Origin of the sequence: Wolbachia endosymbiont (group B) of Aricia artaxerxes (assembly GCF_964026975.1) — a bacterium.
Taxonomy (GTDB): domain Bacteria; phylum Pseudomonadota; class Alphaproteobacteria; order Rickettsiales; family Anaplasmataceae; genus Wolbachia.
Genome location: NZ_OZ034718.1, coordinates 875,886 through 893,169, shown reverse-complemented (window position 1 = coordinate 893,169; position 17,284 = coordinate 875,886). Strand labels below are relative to the sequence as shown.

The following is a 17,284-nucleotide window of genomic DNA, read 5'->3' as shown; positions in this document are numbered from 1 at the left end:
GAAAAAGGGGCTTTTGCACGAGTTTATGGTTACACCTATTATCAGATCTAGGTACCCTGAATAGGATTAAGGGTACCTAACGAAGTAAAAAATTTGGAGAAAAAGGAAGAAAACTTCTTCGCTCTACTTAATTAAACTGATATACCTGTCGCTGTATTAGTTTCTTGTTTTACAGTGTCAAACCCTTTTGTCGTATAAACGGTATCTATACAACTCTTAGGCTTTAAAACATCGTACGTAATAGCACCAATCGTAGCTCCAACTAATAATGCAGCGACTAAAGCTATACCAATTATAGTCGGCAATGCCGTTAATGCGGCACCAGTACCAAAATACAATCCCAACCCAACTGCCAATGCAGTTATAGCACCACCAATAGCACCAAATTTCATTCCTTTCTTAGCTGCATTTTTCCTTAACTCACGGTTATCTCCAAAATCTAGTGTCCTTTCCATTCCCCTTAACGTTCTTGTATTGAACGGTTGTTCCGATTCGATTATACTGATTTCTTCTAGAAAATTTTTATATTTACTTTTCTCTTGATCATCTCCCAGTTTCCCCATCTCTCTTTCTAAAGCACCTTTAATCATATTACGATCTGAATCTTCAGGTAAAGCTTTCCAAAACTCTTTTAATCCAAATTTGTCTTTGATTAAATCTAAAAATTCAGTTATATTAACTGAAGATTCCACAATAATATCAGCCATTCTATAATCTTCGCGAATACCATTATCCGATTTTACAAAGCCAAGATCGATACTTAAAAATTCTTTTAATATATTTCTCTTTTTAACCATATCGAAAACGGCTGATTCGCAAATTTTATTCTTACCAAGAAGATCGAATAAAAGGCTAACTCTTGTATAAGGAGAATCTTCGTCTCCTTTTTCACCTCTATATAATTTAAAAACAGCAAAAAGATCTTCTGTTTTAGCTTCTTCAAGTATTTGAACTATATCCTTAGTTCCGGTTCCTTTTATTACAAGCCCTAGATCATTGAATAAAGTTGTTTGTTCTTCTGTTAACGCCATATCAAACTCTCCTACTAAAAATAATAATATACTTTAATTATGATACATTTAAATAATAAAGTCAATAATTTAACTAAATATCACAAACACTTAAACAAGAAAAAGGGGCTTTTACTCGAATAGATATTTTATAACGTCTTAATGCTAACTCCACCGACATATAAATTTGCGTGGCTTTTTCCAGTATTAAGCAATGCAAGTCCAATATTGTCGACACTAGAGCGTAGTTCTCCTACTTCTTCATTATGTTCACTGATTACTTTAGTGCCAATATTTGGAAGTGCATTTTTTCCCTCAACAAGGTAAAGTTTCCTTCTGAATTTTTCTTGTCTGCTCATTCGATTTACAACTTCCTGACCTATATAGCACCCTTTATTAAAGCTTATACCATTTATCTTATCGATTAAATATTGCAGCGGAAATGATGAATTTTGCACCATATCTTTTGCTCCATCTGGGACAAGGTTTTTAATTCTAACTTTTTCATACTGAATAAAATCTCCAACCGGTTCTTTTATTTCATCTTCATGTATGATCCTCATTCCTAGCAGCTTGTGCCTTGGATCTTGAAAAATAACTTGTGACTTACTACTACACTTCGCCAACTTAGCATCAAACAAAACTCCAACCTTATATAGTGAACTAATGTCTTTAATCCTCACTCTAAGGTAAGTTTTGAGCAAGTCTAATTTTTCAATTATTTGCTGTAGATGGGCATTTTCACACTCCAAATAAATATATTTATCATGCTCAATGAGGAAAAAATCGTACAGATATTTTCCCTGAGGGTTGAGTAATAAAGAGTAAATTGCCTGCTGGCTACTTAGTTTATTAATATCATTTGTTATAACACCCTGAAGAAAATCTCTCGTATCTGGTCCGTATAAAGATATTAGACTACGGTTTGCTAGCGGTATGTAACCCATAAAACTTCTGTTCAAATCTTAATTATACACTTTTACTAACTCCAACCCTTGAAATGTAACCTTTAGATGACTACATAGAATTGTAGGTTAATCTATTAATGAGGAAACATAAATGTCAAGTGTAAATTTGAATGTATTAGATGATAACGTGCTAATAAAGCCTATTACTGAAGAAAAACAAGGTGGAATTGTACTACCATCAAGTGCTGAAAAGAAGCCTACTAAAGGTGAAGTTATAGCAATTGGTAGTGGTTCACGCAACTCAAGCGGAGAGCGTATAGCTTTAACTGTAAAAACTGGTGATAAGGTTTTCTACAGGCAGTGGGCTGGCACAGAAGTAGAGCATGACAATGAAAAGTATGTCGTGATGAAGGAGTCAGACCTACTTGCTGTTATCAAGTAGGTATCCCTATTTTACTAAACTAATGCGCTATATAGTGCATTATGTATTTTAATATTCTAAATTTTTTATTAATTTAAGGAGTGATAAAAATGGCTAACATAGTAGTATCAGGCGAACAGTTGCAAGAAGCCTTTCGTGAAGTTGCAGCAATGGTTGACTCAACGGTGGGAGCAACTGCAGGGCCTAGGGGAAATACAATAGGAATTAGCAAGCCATATGGTGGACCAGAGGTCACAAAGGATGGCTATAAGGTAATGAAAGGTATAAAGCCTGAAAAACCATTACACTCTGCGATAGTAAGCACCATTGCTCAAAGTGCTTCTCAGTGTAATGACAAAGTTGGTGATGGTACCACAACATGCTCAATACTGACTAGCAATATGATAATGGAAGCTTCAAAGTCAATTGCAGCTGGAAATGATCGTATTTGTATCAAAAATGGAATACAGAAGGCAAAAGATGTGATATTAAAGGAAATTACATCAATGTCTCGCACAATTTCTTTAGAGAAAATGGATGAAGTTGCACAAGTTGCAATAATTTCTGCAAATGGTGATAAAGATATTGGTAATAGCATTGCTGATGCTGTTAAAAAGGTTGGAAAAGAAGGCGTCATCACTGTTGAAGAGAGTAAGGGTTCAAAAGAATTAGAAGTTGAACTTACAACTGGTATGCAGTTTGACCGTGGTTATCTCTCTCCATACTTTGTTACAAATAATGAAAAGATGAGCGTGGAGCTTGATGATCCATATTTGCTGATTACAGAAAAAAAACTTAATATTATTCAACCTTTACTTCCTATTCTTGAGGCTATTTTTAAGTCTGGTAAACCTTTGTTTATCATTGCAGAAGATGTTGAAGGTGAAGCATTAAGCACTTTAGTGATCAACAAATTACGTGGTCTAAAAGTTGCTGCAGTAAAAGCTCCAGGTTTTGGTGATAGGAGAAAGGAGATGCTCGAAGATATAGCAGCTTTAACAGGTGCTAAGTATGTCATAAAAGATGAGCTTGGAATCAAGATGGAAGATTTGACTCTTGAAGATCTTGGTACTGCTAAAAATGTTAAAATCACTAAAGACAATACCACAATTGTTAGTGAAGACAGCGACTGTGACAAACAAAACAGAGTAAATGCTAGAATTAACCAGATTAAATCTCAGATTGAAACTTCAACCTCTGATTATGACAAAGAAAAGCTAAGAGAGCGTTTAGCAAAATTATCAGGCGGCGTTGCTGTACTCAAAGTTGGTGGAGCAACTGAAGTAGAGGTAAAAGAACGTAGAGATAGAGTAGAAGATGCACTTCATGCAACAAGAGCTGCAATTGAAGAAGGGATAGTTCCAGGTGGAGGAGTTGCACTTCTTTACGCTGCATCTGCTCTTGATAAGCTAAAAGCTTCAAGCGATGAAGAGCAAATAGGTATCAACATTGTCAAAAAAGTTCTCAGTGCTCCAATCAAAAGATTGGTTAAAAATGCTGGTCTTGAATCTGCTGTTATAATTGACTATTTGATTAAGCAGAATGATAAAGAGCTTATATACAACGTTGAGGCTATGAACTACGCTAATGCATCAACAGCTGGTGTAATTGATCCGGCAAAAGTAGTTCGTATTGCTTTTGAAACGGCAGTGTCTGTAGCAAGCGCACTTATTACTACTGAATCTATGATAGTTGATCTACCAAACAAAGAAGAAAATGCTTCATCACCTATGGGTGCAGGAGCAATGGGCGGAATGGGTGGATTCTAAGTAAACAAGAGCCTTGGAGCAACTTGCTCCAAGGTATCTTTCTAGTTCTAAAAAGTCTTACATTTATAAAGGAAATAAATTTGTGATTTTCTATGCAAAGCCACTACTATTTATATTTGTTACGTCTCTTTAATATTATAACTGCTTAAAAATAAAAAAATAATATATGAAAGTTATAATGGCTTTGTTGCATAGCACTGATAGGCATGTAAATCACAGTGAATTTACGCAGCTAATTTAAATTCAGCCATACCTATATCAGTAAATTTGTTCAATAAGTAGCACTTAATTAACAGCTCTTTTTCACGATTTACCTCTGATTTATTTTTCAAGCCAAACCCAAATATTTGCTTCAACCTATAGAAAAAGACTTCAATATAAGACCGTGCTCCATACTTAACTTTTTTCTTCCATTCATTAATACCATCTTCATAATTCTCATATGACCTAATTCTACTAATATACTTGTTTCTTTCTGATAAGTAGTCAGCTAAACAAATTTTAGTATCCTTCCTAGGGCGAATAATAGGCACAATATTGTATTTTCTGCATTCTTTATACACACTTTTTATATCATAAGCCGCATCTGCTCGAATAGAACAAATGTTATATTTATCACTGACTTCTTCTAACATATCGCAGACCGGCAAATAGTCTACAGCAACACCACTAGTGTAGTTCATGCTTATTGCTTTCTTATCATTTATGTTTAAAACAACATGTAATTTTCTTACTTGACCATAACCACTGTATTTTCTTTTTCGAATATTAAGCTTACTATGCCCACCGTTATTATTGTAGATACTAACTCTAGTGCTATCTACGGCAATTTCAACATTTTCCAGATCATCTTTATTGCTTCTATGGTCATCAATCTTCAAATTAAGCTTTTTAAATCTTCTGGAAGCTTGTGTATAGCTGATAATCTTAAGTTTTTTGCCTATTTGTACCATATAACCTTTTACAAAACCTACAGCTTGTCTCAAGCCAATTCTAAAAAGATGAACTATTATGTGTATTAAAATTACAACTTTATCACTATAAGTGTTATTGCCACCTGCAACTTTTGGACTATTTTCATACCAATTTTCTATGGCTTGATTAACAAAATGAAAAACATTTCCTCTTTTTTTGAGAAACTCGTTATATTCTCTTTGGTTACTTACTCTCATTTTTTGTGGCATAAGTTGTACTTGTTTGAAAAATGCCTATTTTACAACAAAATTCGTTAGTAGCCATATATTAAAAAGCTTTTCTTCTTACAATAACCTCAACCAACACTAGCTATGCAACAAAGCCAGTTATAATTGCTAGTATATTACTATTAGTATAATACTATATTAATAAATGATTTATATAATATTTTTATTATAATAGATAGAACTTAAATTATTTTCTTCATAAATAGAGTATTTATGAAAATACGTATATACTCAATCCTACTTTTACTTTTTTCTTGCACTCAATTGTGCGCTGAAGAAGAAGTTGCAAAATTTGATCTGCTCATTGGTAAGATAAATAAAGCAAACCTTACCATTGAAGGCGCAATAAAGGTTACAATAAAACCAGGTTGGCATATATATTACAAAGACCCTGGAGATTTCGGCCTTCCTACTTCCTTTGACTGTCAGGGTAACATATCAAATATAGATATTCATTGGTCTACTCCCAAGGAACATGAAGATAAAGTTGGGGAAGTTACATTTGTTAGTAACATATATGAAGATATGGTGTTATTTCCCTTTAAAACTAATATCATTCCAAATCAGGAATACGTTGATATTAACTTTCATATAAAGTACGCAATATGTAAAGATAGGTGTATCCCTAAAAATGCCGAGATAAAAACCAGTCAACCACTAAAGGATTTTATGGATTCCGATATCAATAAACTCATAAATGAGTGGTATGAAAAATAGAGCTCCCAGCGAGCAAGTGATAGTTATACGATAGCTTAAAAATGTTATTCCTGTCCTGAATTTTCCAATAAAGATCTTTCCAAAAATTTCGATCATGAAGCCTTTTGGTCCCCAAAAGGCTTCATTTCAATCAATAACGAAAATTATAACTTTGAAAGAGCTGCTTGCTTATTAACTCCTGTAGTGATTTGTATGCTTTCCACACTTGTTGAAGGATAAAATCCTTTTATTACTTCAGAGCCTTCTCGCTTTAAATATGACAATGCTTCATATAAAGGCTTCGCTTCATATTGTCTTCCTACTTTTACTTCTTTATTTGCAGCTAATTGCTCCCAAGTGACACCATTGCTTTCAATAAACTCTACAGCACCATTATCACTAATGATAATTTTCATTTCACACTCTTCTCCTTCAGCATACCAATTTAAAGTCATATAATATGAGCCGTTAGCTACTTCATAAATTCTTGTTCCATTCTCATCAACTCTGCAGCGTATTCCCCTTGTTTCACATTTGCTTTTACTAGGCAGCAATAATGTAATTCCATCTACACCATATTTTCTGCATAGATCACTATTTAAAACATCAACCACATTTATTGATTTTGTAGGATCGCCAAGCATAATTCTGAGTGCAGGCTTAATCTTACCTTTCTTTCTACTTTCTTTAATTCCTATATATTCTAAAGTATTATCTTTTATACTTTCCTTTACATCTTTTGCAATTTTCTGAGCAATTGCACCTACGACATTTTTGCTATCGTACTTATTGGCATGTTTATATTCATACCTGCCATTAACCTCATATCTATACTTTTCCTGTCCTTCTTCATTGGAAAGTACAGTAGAAAAGTGTTTAAACCACTTTTCATCATCATCAATACTAACTTCTTCGTTCTTCTCTTCAGAATCGATAGTCACTTTACTACCTGGATTCACATTTTGAAAAAAATTATCTTTTAGGCGCAAATAAAAACGATTACTTTTATCAAAATAATCCTGATTATTAACTGCTTTTGGATTATCTACCACCATATTACCTCCACACATTAGCTATATAGAGGTATATATCAGTGTTGACCTTCTAGGTCAACACTAAACAATAACGAAAACTATAGTTGTTTCTTTTCACCTGCTAAAGATTGTGCTTGTGCTCCATCTACACTTGTTGAAGGTTGCTTCTCAATATGTGTGATTTAGATATTCTCGTGCTTCATCACTATATTTAATGCTCTTGTAGCTTAAACTTCTTATCAACACCTTGCCTAAATGAAAATATTCCTATTTCTTGGAAAAATTTGTTATATTTACCTTGGTTACTGACTCTCATTTTTTATGATATATTTATCCTTAAGCGGTTAAATGGCTATTTTATAATGAATTTTGTCAGTAATCGCTAGTTTTTCTCCTGCTATGCAACAAAGCCCTCTGGCATCCAGATTAGACACTAAGTTGATAAGTATAAAAGCAGCTAACCTTATGTAAAAACACAATATTCCAGTGTTAAGCACTGGAATGACATTGTATGAACATTGTACCATATTACAATCAGTTGTGATTGGTATGACAAGATTAAGAGGTGCTAGAATAATGAAACCGAAGTCATACATAGAAAATAGGTTAGGTATTTTTCAACTTTTGCTATATACTCAAGTAAAAATCTCTCTTTTACAGATGGATACAGTAAAGTTTGTTTTCTTACTGCCAACAATACTACTCATACTAGTTGCTGGTGTTTACCTATCGGTTAAACTAAAATGGTTACAGGTGTTTAGACTACCGTATGCCGTTTCACTTATTGGAGCTAAAAGAGGAGAAAATAAATTTTCTTCTATAGCCGCCCTGTTTACAATCTTAGGAGGAAATTTAGGAGTAGGAAACGTTTCAGGCACTGCTGTTGCTCTAAAAACCGGAGGACCAGGATCCATTTTATGGATGGCAATAATTATTGTTGTTACTTCTGTGATAAAATATGTTACTTGTTACCTAAGTATAAAAACCAGAAAAGAAAAAAATGGACGGTTTATAGGTGGACCTGTAGCCTACATGACTGATGCATTTAATTCTAGAAAAGCTACAGTTGTGTTTCTAGTTATTATGATGATGGTTTCAATAACAGTTGGTAACCTTGTTCAGGTAAATTCTCTATCAATACCACTCAGCATGGTAGATATACCTGTAGTCATTGGCGGCATTGTAATGGCCATAATATTTTTTGTTGTTGCAGCTCTCAGCTTAAAAAAAATTAAAATTTTTATATCGGCTATGATACCGATAATGACGGTAAGTTACCTGACACTTTGCGGTATCATATTATTGAAGTTTAGTGAAAATATTCTTCCTTCTCTAAAACTAATAACAAGCAATTTTTTCACAACTAGTAGCTTTAACTCTGGCTTATCTTTAGGTTTAATTTTAGAAATGTTGACTATTATTCAAGTAGGAACTCTGCGAGGTATTTTTGCAACAGATATAGGACTTGGCCTCGAAGGAATTGTACACTCCTCGATTACTCCTAAAAAAAATAACAATAAATTTATCATTGAACAGAGTCTAATCACAATAATATCTCCTTTTATAGTTGCACTCATAGTGTTCATTACAGCAATGGTACTGCTTGTCACAGATTCTTGGATTACTGATTTAGAGAGCACTAACATGTGCATTTTTGCTTTTAGAAAAGCTATGAATTGGCCCTATACTGACTATTTAATTATGGCTATAATGTTTTGTTTTGCCTTTACTACTATCTTTACTTGGTTTTTTTGTTCAAAACAAACAATACGCTATGTATCTATGGATAATAAATACACTAAAATCTGGACTGTAGTTTTTACCTTAATCATTCCATTTGGTGCAATCGGTGGAGTTAAGTTACTCTGGGATATCGCTGATATTTCAATTGCTGCTTTGCTACTCATAAACATACTTGCTATACTCAAGCTCACTTCTCAAGATCCAGAAGTATTTACTATGAGTAGCAAATACCTGAAGTTGCAAAAACAGAGCTAAAGCAATATTTTAAGTTGTCATCCCAGTCTGGAATCCAGCCTTTCATGAACTTCATCAAAAATTTTATGTTTTAACATAATACTTTTATGCTCACTAACTGAGTGCCACTGGATCCCAGTGTCAGCTACTCAAATGACATACTTTTTGGTGAAAATTACTCTTATATTACAACGTTTGTAGTTATGAATTTGACTATAGGATCAAGTCTAGAAAAATCTAGATTCCAGACTGGAATGACAACTTAAATTGCTTGATGTGAACATAAAATAGCTCATGTCATCACGTTAGCAATACAACTTCTTTAATAAAAACTAAATCAATTCCCGTAATAATTGTACTAGCTAAGGCTAAAAGGCAGAGGGTTATTAGTGAGGGAAAATATGAATACTCAAAGCACACAACAATATCATGAATTCATTCGAGGATTTTTTACTTTATTCGATGAAATAAAAAAGGAAGACGACCCAATTTATAATTCCAGAGTTGGTTTTAATGCAGTAAAGTTTCTAATAAAGCACCCCATCTGGAATTTGGAGACAGATGAAGACAAAAATAAAGCTTATGAAGTTATTCTTCCAGAGCAGAACAAGATAAAGAAAGCCGAACAAAAGCTTGAAAGTGAAGTTAAAGCAAGGTTAAAAGAGTATGTTGATGATATCGCAGGAGTTTCAATATATGGCGATCACGCAAGTATTACACTGGGAGATGACAAAAAAGAGTTTAAAATCAGCGAGTTTTTAAATAGTGACTTTTGTCAGAAGAAAGGAATTTCGGGATTTTCAACGCTGCATAGTGATGGAAAGAGCGGAATGCACGGTTTTGTTGCCGAAGAAGGAGAGAAAAGAATAAGGCATTATGTTGTAACCGATGGTTCATATGAAATGACTTTGAATTGGCATGACAAAAATGGCAAAAAATGTACTATCAAAATCAAGATTGATAAAGATGGTGTAGATCTCACTGAACGTAATGGTGTTACTGAGGAACAATTAAAAGCAAACACAGATGTAAAAATAGGTGGCTTATTCCTATATCAAATACAATTCAAGGAGAAAGGACAAGAACAAGAGAATCAACAATCATCTGAAACTTTCATAGAAAATGATATTAGTAAAGGTGTTGGCGTTCAAGCTACTCAAGATCAAGAAGTTAAGTTTAAGCATGCAACGACTAGCACTACACATTCTAATAACGCATCTGCTAAAAAGATTCCACCGTCACTGCCAACTAGAACTAGTTCATTACCTAATAATCAGCAAAAAGGTGAGTATCAGCCAATACGGATTAATAGTGGAAATAACTACAATTCTCCATATTCTGATCATTCAAACAGTACTGCTTTCACCAAATCTGTAAGCCAAAATCAAAACGATAGGCAGTCTACATTTACTACGTTTGGATATACTGCATCTGGAAGCCGAAGATCAGATGAAAGTGAGCAAATATCTAATAATCGGCAAAAAGGTGCAATTTTTGATCCTACAACTAATGAAAGCACTGCAGCAGCACAAGACGTTGCATTCAAAAAAGTTAAAGGTGCATTTAAGTATGAAAACGCTAAAGAATCAAGCAATACTGGAAATAAGCAATCACTAAATGATGTAGCTTCGATTCTTGCATGGAAAGCAAAAAATGAGTTATTACGTAGTGAAAGTAAGTATGGTGAAGAATTTTCTGACTTCGAAGATGGTTGGAGCGATAACGAAGATGAGTATATAACGCTTTCAAAACCTCAATCAGATTATAAACAAGAAAAAGATTATCTTAGCACTAAGGAAAACGAAGAAAGAGGAAACGATGAACAAAAAGAAACCGAACAAGAAAATGAATCGCTAGAATACAGCTCAACAGATATAAAAACAAACGATTCGGGCTATTCATCTCCAACTCACTCTAATCATGAACAATCTCGAGTAAATTCTGGACAGTTAAAAGCGAGCCTAATGAATGTTGAACAAAGAGATTATACCCTACTTACGGAATTTACCAGTAGGTTGGATAAAGAAACTCAGAAATTCCCGCTAAAACCAGTAAATCAAAAGAAAATGAGTGAACAAACAAAAGAACATTTATTAGCAGCTGGATTGCTAAAAGACAATGCAGCGGAGGAAGAAATAAACGACTCAGGTTACTCATCTCCAACTTACACTAGCCACGATAATTTTCAGGTAAATCCTGAACAATTAGAGAGGAAATTAGAAACCATTGAACCAAAAGATACATTGGAAAAATTGAATAAAGGATTGAGAGACCAGGCTACTAAAGATTTATTCTCAGAAAGTATGTTGAAAGAAGTAAAAGAAGGTAAAAAATATGACCCTGTACGTAAGTTATTAGAAAGAAAAGTAGCAGAACAAGAAAATGATAATACTAATCTGACTATAGACAAAAATAGCGAACTATATAAATTGCTAGAAAAAGATGCAGCACAACTGAAAGCTGGAATAGTAGAAGAGGAAAGAAAAGATACTTTAACAGAATGCAATGATAGTCCTGATCGCAATAGAATTGCATTAGCAAATAGAAATAGAATCTGGGCTAAACTTATTGCTGAAGAAAAACAAAAAAAGGACAGTGGTATTAGTATAGGTTAAAGTAATTACTTAGCAAGCAATTGGTTTCATGTAATGGTAACCCTATTACAGAAGAGTAAGAACCACGTAAAAATAATACAAACATTCCCGCAAGGCCTTGTATGTTGCATCCCCCTGCCCTGTTTTTCCACTCTTCTGATGCTAAATAATATTTAATTTCTTGTTCGCTGAGACGCTTAAATTTCACTATTGTAACTACAGTCCTAATATGCTGTTTAGATTGATCAGGAATTAATAAACACACACTGGTGTATACTCTATGCCTTCTTCCTGATAACAAGCGAACGCATTTTTCTGCTTGTTCAACGTTTTCAGCTTTGAGCAATATCCTTCTACCACAAGCAACAACTGTATCCACACCAAGCACAAAGTAATTTGGATTTGCACTTTGTATTTTCTCGGCTTTACTTTTTGCCATACGGATTGAGTAATCTTTTGGCAGTTCTTTCTTCAAAGGCGATTCATCTATATCTGCTGGCAAAACCAAACCTGGCTTAATATTTATTTGTTTGAGTAAGGCTACTCGCCTTTCTGATGATGAAGCAAGAATAAGATTATCTAGAGATTGTTCTATCACTTTAGCCTTTTTATTATCCTACCCTTTCTTGCATTCCTATCATAAATACTCATCTCAACTAACACTCTATCGCCTATAATAATACGTATTTTACTTCTTCTCACTCTTCCTGATACATGACAGATAATATCATGTTCATTGTCCAGCTTCACTCTAAATTCTGCTGCAGGTAGTAAAGCAGTTACTGCCCCTTCCACTTCAAAAATTGTTTTTGATTTGTCTTCTTTTATCATTGTCGTATTATAATTTAATAATCTTTTTCAGTCTACTATAGATTTTAAATTATTATCAATACAAGAGATTTTTGTGAGTATTCCTCTTGCAACTTATCTCTATATAATACGAGAGGAAAGCAAGTTACCTACTTTTCTACTCTCTGCCACCTTCTCAACAGAACTTATAGAACTTATGTTAGAAGATAAATCATTATCACAACTTTCCTCATCGCTATCAAGTCCACTATCAAAACTTGAAGATCTGGATAACTCTGTCTTCTTTTGTGAGGCACTATCAGGCTCACTAAAAACGTTTCCTGCTAGAGTATAAAATTGATGATTGAAGCTTCTTTGTTCAATAGAACTCATGTTAGAAGATAAACCATTATCACTACCATATCCGCCATCAGAGCTTGAAGATCCGAGTAACGTCATCTTTTCTTCCAGTGGAACACAAGACTCATTATTAGTCTCATTAAAAATATTTCTTGTTGGAGTATAAAATTGATTATTTAGGCTTCTTTGTTCATCAGCATGAATTTTTTCTCCCAGTCCATCAGCTATTTCTACAACTTTATCATCCCATTCATTCTCACACTCTAGTTTGCTTCTTAACTCTTCAACTTCCCATGCTAGTTTGTGTATCCCTTGTTCATAAGATTCCAGTTGTGCTTTATGCTCATCTTTCAACTCTTGCACTTGAAGTTTTAAATTGCTTATATACTGCTCCTTTTCCTTCATTATGTGTGCTGCTTCTTTTAATTTGTCTTCTAACTCCTTCTTTTCTGTATTAACATCTTTTAGCTTACCCTCTAGCTTTCCTTTTGCTTCACATACATTTTTAAGTTCTTGTGCTTTCTCTTGTAACTCTGCTAACACACTTGCTAACTTTTCATTTTTTTGTGCCAGTTCAGTTTGCAATTCTGTCTTTTTTCGCTCTTCTTTTCCAAAACTGTTTTGTAAATCAGTTATTTGTTGTGAAGCAACTTCTGGTTGAGTTTCAGTGTGCTGTAAATTGACTTCCAATGCATTGCTATTAATAGAAGGAGAAGAAGGAAGGCTATTATCAGCATCAACTTTATGATCTAACTTCCCCTCTGGTTCCTTACCTTGATAAGCCACCATAGATTCATTGTAAAAATTAATAGGAGTAGCCCTATCCTCTTCTAGTGATTCCATTACAGCATCATATAAGGAGAGACCTTGAATATATAATTCATCGTTTTGCTTTATTAATTCTAGAATCTCCTTCGATGACACAAAATCTTCACCATCAAATTTTAGTACTTCAGTTATGCCATCACTACTCACATTCATAATCATGGTACACATTCCTGATCCATCTTTTGCAGCCCAAGTGCTTGTCATTTCATAATATGCACCTTCTTTAAATTCATAATATCTTTTCTTATCTTTTTTATGAGCGTGTATTTCATGTTTTTTATTGCAATAGATATTCAGTTCTTTAATATCTTTCTCTTGCTGTAAAACGTCACTAATCTTTGTTGGCTCACTATTGTCGTAATGAGTAAGGTTAATATTCAAAACTTTATTATTATTGTCAATTTCTTCACAGTAAACTTGAAAGTCCTCTTTCCATTTTCCAAAATACCTACTTGCAACTTCTTTTCCTTCCTTTACTAACTCTATGTATTTACCTATATTTTTCTCAAAGTCCTCATTAACAGGCTTTTCTCTTTCTTTTACTGCTTCATCCACATACATTCGCTTAAAATCATTATCACCTATTAGATTACTAAAACGCCAATTACCATAAGCTTTTTGTATATCAGTAAAGTCCATCTTTTCTCTCAAAAGCGCTAATAAGCTTATCTTATCTCTCAAATTTTCTAACTCACAATGGCTTTGTTGCACCACTCAAGGAAAGAACAGGCAGTTACTGATGGAATTTGTTATAAAATAGATATTTAGCCGACAAAGGAAAAATATGCCAATAAGAATGAAAGTCAGTAACTGCAATGAATATAACAAATTTCTTCAAGAAAGGGGAAATGTTTTTCATTATATCAACGATGCCATTGAAAATTGGTACGAAAATAGTCCAAAAGTAGCAGGTGGCAACAATGTCTACAGCGACAAAGTAGTGATTCTAATTCACATAATAACCTATCTATTCAGGATTGGTCTTAGGCAAACAGTGGGATTTATAGAGAAATATCTTGAGCAAATAGGGAAAATTTTGCAAATTATCAGCTATTCGCAGGCTTCAAGAAGGTTTAAAAAGCTTAATATCAAAATCAACGACTGCAGAGTTGATAAGAACGATATGGAAGATATTGAAATTGCTATAGATAGTACAGGTATCAGCATCTACAATAATATTCCAGGCCATAGTAAGGCAAATGGTACAGATAGAAAGTATCGCCGCTATGAGCAAACAAGAAAGCTACATGTAATGCTAGAGATAGGTAGTAAAAAAGTTATAGCTGCAAAATACAGTAGTGGAGTTTATTCCGACCACTATGGAGCCTGTGATCTTATTGAAAGAGTGGATACCAAGTATAACATAAGCACGATATATGCAGATAGGGCATATAATCGAAAGAAGTTATACAAACTGTGCGATGAGCTTGAAATAAAGACAAGGATTCCTCCGCAAAATAATGCAGTAGAGCATCCAAAGTTGGATTATATGAATGAGAGAAATTCTACAATCAAGCTCATAAAGTCATATGATGAAGATGGTATGAAGAGGTGGAAAAAAGAGATAAATTATTGGAAGAGATCTTATATAGAAAGTTTTTTCTCGCGACTGAAGCAAATATTTGGATTTAGTTTTAGGAATAAATCTGAGATTAATCGTGAGAAGGAACTGCTACTCAAGTGTTATTTGCTTAACAAATTTACTGAAATAGGCATGGCTAAGTTTGATATAGCTTCATGAATTTATTATACATTACCCACTATCCGAAGAGCTGTGCAACAAAGCCACTCACAATCGAGAAAATCATCGAAACTGCATAACTTTTTATACAGTTCCCTATCTTCTATAATTGAGCGAAGAAATTTCATTATAGTAAGGTTCTTAATGAAAGGCTCATTTTTTTCTGCATCATTAATATAGCTTTTGAGAAATTGAAATATACCAAGCCCATCACTATCTTGGACAAACTTCTCTCTATCATTAACACAATTGTTGCCCTGTGATGAACATAATCTATTATGCAATTTTTGCAAGTCATGTATTGACTTAACTACATATTCTGCAACTGACAATTCTCTCGGCTGATCACTTGTTTTTTCCGCTCTTACTGCTTTGTCTCCCTTAGTCAAACCTGCAATCATAATACGCCTCCTTTAACTATGTTTATATTATAACAATCAACATGTATTTAAGAAAAATCACACTGCTCACTGTACGTTTACGCTGCTACTTTGCATAATAGATTGCTTGAAGTCACACAAGTATCGTTTTTTATTAGATAAAAGTTAACAAGACGTTTTCATAGATTTTTAAGCTTAATAACATCCTCTCTATTGGGACTAGTTGAAATTAGATGAATTGGTACACCTATTAATTCTTCTATTTTTCTCACATATTTCATCAAATTTGCAGGTAATTCCTTAACTGACCTTTTGCCTTGAGTTTTCTCTTTCCAACCAGGAAATTCTTCATATATTGGCTCTAATTCTTTTTGTATTGAATGTGATGCGGGTAAATAATCATACATTTTTCCGCCATACTTATAACCAGTGCCTATTTTAATAGTATCAAAAGAATCAAGAATATCTAATTTGGTTAATACAATGCTTGAAACTCCAGAGAGTTGTACGGCCTGGCGCACTAAAACTGCGTCAAACCATCCGCAGCGCCTTCTTCTATTGCTTACTGTTCCAAGTTCCTTACCTATAGAAAATAAGCTGTCTCCAATCTCGTTATTTTGTTCAGTAGGAAATGGACCATTACCCACTCTTGTTGTATACGCTTTTGCTACACCAATAATTTGAGCATTGTAGGATAATCCTGAGCCTGTTATCGCTTGCGATGCTACGGTATTACTTGAAGTAACAAAAGGGTAAGTTCCGTGGTCGATATCTAAAAATGCGCCTTGAGCGCCTTCAAATATTATTTTCTTACCTTCTTTCATAAAATCATTTAGTATCTTCCACACAGGTTTTTTATATAAAAGAATTTTTTCTGAAATCTCTTGAATTTCCTTTAATATTTCTTCTTTTTTAACTACCTGGTAGTTAAGTCCTTTTCTGATAGCATTATGGTAACTCAGGAGAGCATCCACTCTTTGATTGAGCTCATCTGTGTTTTCTAAGTCACAAAGGCGTATAGCTCTCCTGCCAACTTTATCTTCATAACATGGCCCTATCCCTTTGTTTGTTGTACCAATTTTGTGATTTCCGTTTAAATCTTCAAATAGCTTTTCCTTGTCCTTATGTACGCTAAGTATTAATGGACAGCTCTCGGATACCATCAAGTTGTTATAGTTTACGTCTACTCCTTTAACTTTCAATGACTCTATTTCTGAGACTAGAGCATGTGAATCAAGAGCAACACCGTTTCCTATAATAGATATTTTGTCCGCTCTCAAAACAGCAGAGGGCAGTAAATTTAATTTATAAACCTCATCATCTATTACTATAGTGTGCCCTGCATTATTTCCTCCCTGAAATCTCACAACTACATCTGCATTCTCAGAAAGATAATCTACTATTTTACCCTTGCCTTCGTCACCCCATTGCAGACCAACAATTACAATATTATTCATCACTATTTTCTAGATTAATACGTAAATATTAATGCAGCATGCTACAAATGAAAAGAGAAATCTACGCCTTTCCTATATCCCTAAAATAAAGAAATAGACTATCGACTTTTTTATATAT

At 33.8% G+C, this 17,284-nt stretch carries 15 protein-coding genes; 6 read left to right on the top strand and 9 right to left on the bottom strand.

Going from position 1 to position 17,284, the window contains the following annotated elements; genetic code table 11:
• Positions 1–131: 131 nt before the first annotated feature.
• Positions 132–1,031, bottom strand: coding sequence for a hypothetical protein (locus AAGE00_RS04005; protein ID WP_213863689.1), 900 nt, complete (start codon positions 1,029–1,031; stop codon positions 132–134).
• A gap of 128 nt (positions 1,032–1,159) precedes the next feature.
• Entirely contained in the window at positions 1,160–1,957 is a 798-nt protein-coding gene (locus AAGE00_RS04000; RefSeq protein ID WP_006012580.1) for a YgfZ/GcvT domain-containing protein, read from the bottom strand.
• A gap of 112 nt (positions 1,958–2,069) precedes the next feature.
• Between AAGE00_RS04000 and AAGE00_RS03995 the strand changes: the two genes are divergently transcribed.
• Positions 2,070–2,360, top strand: coding sequence for a co-chaperone GroES (locus AAGE00_RS03995; RefSeq protein ID WP_007302813.1), 291 nt, complete (start codon positions 2,070–2,072; stop codon positions 2,358–2,360).
• A gap of 89 nt (positions 2,361–2,449) precedes the next feature.
• The gene (gene groL / locus AAGE00_RS03990) at positions 2,450–4,108 is read left to right on the top strand and encodes a chaperonin GroEL (RefSeq protein ID WP_007302814.1); all 1,659 of its coding nucleotides are present in this window, start codon (positions 2,450–2,452) and stop codon (positions 4,106–4,108) included.
• 224 nt (positions 4,109–4,332) lie between these two features.
• On the opposite strand, the gene AAGE00_RS03985 is transcribed toward groL, so the two are convergent.
• Positions 4,333–5,292: an IS5 family transposase gene (locus AAGE00_RS03985; RefSeq protein ID WP_341815149.1), complete on the bottom strand. Its 960-nt coding sequence runs from the start codon at positions 5,290–5,292 to the stop codon at positions 4,333–4,335.
• Positions 5,293–5,523: 231 nt separating this feature from the next.
• Here AAGE00_RS03985 and AAGE00_RS03980 point away from each other — a divergent pair, with 231 nt between their 5' ends.
• Positions 5,524–6,027 (top strand): protein-disulfide reductase DsbD domain-containing protein, encoded by a 504-nt coding sequence (locus AAGE00_RS03980; protein WP_096097238.1) that lies wholly within the window; start codon positions 5,524–5,526, stop codon positions 6,025–6,027.
• A 143-nt stretch (positions 6,028–6,170) separates the two neighbouring features.
• On the opposite strand, the gene AAGE00_RS03975 is transcribed toward AAGE00_RS03980, so the two are convergent.
• Positions 6,171–7,076, bottom strand: coding sequence for a hypothetical protein (locus AAGE00_RS03975; protein ID WP_341815153.1), 906 nt, complete (start codon positions 7,074–7,076; stop codon positions 6,171–6,173).
• A gap of 624 nt (positions 7,077–7,700) precedes the next feature.
• On the opposite strand from AAGE00_RS03975, the gene AAGE00_RS03970 reads away from it, so the two are divergent.
• Both AAGE00_RS03970 and AAGE00_RS03965 read left to right on the top strand, forming a co-directional pair.
• Positions 7,701–9,038, top strand: coding sequence for an alanine/glycine:cation symporter family protein (locus tag AAGE00_RS03970; protein WP_213863695.1), 1,338 nt, complete (start codon positions 7,701–7,703; stop codon positions 9,036–9,038).
• Positions 9,039–9,418: 380 nt separating this feature from the next.
• Positions 9,419–11,632, top strand: coding sequence for a hypothetical protein (locus tag AAGE00_RS03965; protein ID WP_019236339.1), 2,214 nt, complete (start codon positions 9,419–9,421; stop codon positions 11,630–11,632).
• Here the strand turns inward: AAGE00_RS03965 and AAGE00_RS03960 are convergent.
• From AAGE00_RS03960 to AAGE00_RS03950, 3 genes are all read right to left on the bottom strand, one after another.
• The gene (locus AAGE00_RS03960; RefSeq protein WP_007302819.1) at positions 11,619–12,209 is read right to left on the bottom strand and encodes a Maf family nucleotide pyrophosphatase; all 591 of its coding nucleotides are present in this window, start codon (positions 12,207–12,209) and stop codon (positions 11,619–11,621) included. The genes AAGE00_RS03965 and AAGE00_RS03960 overlap by 14 nt on opposite strands.
• A complete protein-coding gene (infA, locus tag AAGE00_RS03955) occupies positions 12,206–12,442 on the bottom strand; it encodes a translation initiation factor IF-1 (protein WP_341815152.1) in 237 nt (78 codons plus the stop codon). The genes AAGE00_RS03960 and infA overlap by 4 nt, the downstream gene beginning before the upstream one ends.
• Positions 12,443–12,541: 99 nt before the next feature.
• A complete protein-coding gene (locus AAGE00_RS03950; protein ID WP_341815151.1) occupies positions 12,542–14,299 on the bottom strand; it encodes a hypothetical protein in 1,758 nt (585 codons plus the stop codon).
• A 73-nt stretch (positions 14,300–14,372) separates the two neighbouring features.
• Here AAGE00_RS03950 and AAGE00_RS03945 point away from each other — a divergent pair, with 73 nt between their 5' ends.
• Complete coding sequence (locus AAGE00_RS03945) at positions 14,373–15,329, top strand: IS5 family transposase (RefSeq protein ID WP_341815148.1); 957 nt, start codon at positions 14,373–14,375, stop codon at positions 15,327–15,329.
• Between the two features lie 5 nt (positions 15,330–15,334).
• Here the strand turns inward: AAGE00_RS03945 and AAGE00_RS03940 are convergent, their stop codons facing one another.
• A complete protein-coding gene (locus tag AAGE00_RS03940; RefSeq protein WP_341815150.1) occupies positions 15,335–15,730 on the bottom strand; it encodes a hypothetical protein in 396 nt (131 codons plus the stop codon).
• Positions 15,731–15,888: 158 nt separating this feature from the next.
• Positions 15,889–17,166: an adenylosuccinate synthase gene (locus tag AAGE00_RS03935; RefSeq protein ID WP_007302822.1), complete on the bottom strand. Its 1,278-nt coding sequence runs from the start codon at positions 17,164–17,166 to the stop codon at positions 15,889–15,891.
• Positions 17,167–17,284: the final 118 nt, after the last annotated feature.